The sequence below is a fragment of the Vibrio sp. 10N.261.52.A1 genome, assembly GCF_002876325.1.
Taxonomy (GTDB): Bacteria; Pseudomonadota; Gammaproteobacteria; order Enterobacterales; family Vibrionaceae; genus Vibrio; species Vibrio chagasii.
On the sequence record NZ_MCYD01001054.1, the window covers coordinates 1 to 1,736 of the forward strand.

Genomic DNA, 1,736 nt, shown 5'->3' on the forward strand with positions numbered 1-1,736 from the left:
GGTCGAACATCTCTCCGACTTGAAAGTGGATACCTTCAATCGCATTGACCACATCTTTAGTCTGGAGCTTAACTTGTTCGGTTTGCTCCAAGCTTGCCGACATCTTAGCGACTGTCTTTGCAATACCGGACGTTAAACCATGGATAGTCGATTCAATTTGATGGGTTGAGTCGTTAGTCATTAAAGAAAGCTCTCTCACTTCAGAGGCGACCACCGCAAAGCCTCGTCCATGATCGCCTGCACGTGCAGCTTCAATCGCCGCGTTAAGCGCGAGTAGGTTAGTTTGTTCAGCAATTCCCTGAATCGTCGTTACCACTTGATTGATTTCACGGCTCTGTTCTTCAAGCTGCACGATTAAATCTTGCGACTCTGCAATGTTCTCGACTAACACATTGATACTCGTATCTGTTAAGTGTGTTTCTTGTAATGCTTGATGGGCGTTATCTTTAATTTTCTCTGCATTAGTTGCGGCATTTTCTATATTGGCTGTGACCTCGTTACTGGTCATCACCAGTTCGTTCACTGCCGTCGCGACGGACTCCGATTGTTGTTTCTGTTTCTCAGCATTACTCATGCTTTTGATCGCGGCTTCTTCAGAGCTACATGAACTCTCTGTCAACACTGTCATAACTCCCGACAACTCTTTAATGTTGCCGTGCAGCTTGTTGATGAAGGTATCAAACGAGTGAGCAAGTTGAGCGAGCTCGTCGTTACCTTTAGCGTTCATTCGCACCGTTAAATCACCATCGCCATTTGCAATCGACTCCATCATCACGTTAATCGCTTTGATACGACCCAAGATGTTGCGACCAATGAACACCAATAATAGAGAAAGCAGAGCAACAATGGCGGCGCCAAACAGATGCAACATATTTTGTGTGTGCCTAACTGCCACTGTAATCGCATGGCTTATCTCATTCTGCACTTCTTCAATGGCTTGTTCCGTTTTATGAACATTGCTACGTAAGGCGCCTCTAAGCCCCAACTCTGCAGACAAGCCTAGATTGCTGTTAGCAACCAACAGAGTTTCAACTGCAGCCTTATATTCGGAATAGGCTTGCTCAGTCGCAATCGAGGTTTGGGAGTAGGGTTCAAACTCAACAAGAGCATTGGTTAACGCCGCATTCGTTTCGCTATTAATATGTGCGAGGTAATGGAAGTCTTTTTCGATCAGCTCTAACAACGCAAGTTCCAGTGCCAAGCTTGATTCTGATTCGATTGCTGATTTCAGCGCTGTTCTTTTTCCATCAAGAGCGGCGACAAAGCCCAAAGGTGGGGTTGAACGTTCAATGTCGTTCACTTGATTGACGATCTGGTGGAACTGTTTCTGGTACTGATTAAGGGTATCGGAGATCTTGGTCATTTGTTCGGTCAGGTGAAGTTCGTGCGAGGTGAGAGTTTGGTTCAACGTCACCAATCTTTGATTCAATATGTCGGCGGTTTTATCGAAACGCTCTGCGTAATTTTGATCGTGGCGAGACAAGAAGTCTTTCTCATGTCGCCTAAGCGTTAATAAATCTACTGAGCTTCTGAGGTTTTCGGTCGCAGCGATCTCCAATGATTCCAATTTGTCTAAGCTAAGTTGCTCGTAGACGGCATAGATAAAAACACAAATAAACAGAGTGAGGTTGATTAAAATAAACTTACTGCGAATAGAAAGAGACAGCAGAGGATGCTGAGGTTCCGATGGATTACTCATGGTTAATTCCCTTTAAGCCAGTGACGTTGATATTCAT

General features: G+C 44.8%; 1 protein-coding gene. It reads right to left on the bottom strand.

Features of this window, described 5'->3' with window-relative positions; genetic code table 11:
- Positions 1-1,699 (bottom strand): methyl-accepting chemotaxis protein (locus tag BCT81_RS22835; protein ID WP_102425955.1); only part of this gene is annotated, 1,699 nt, incomplete at its 3' end.
- Positions 1,700-1,736: the final 37 nt, after the last annotated feature.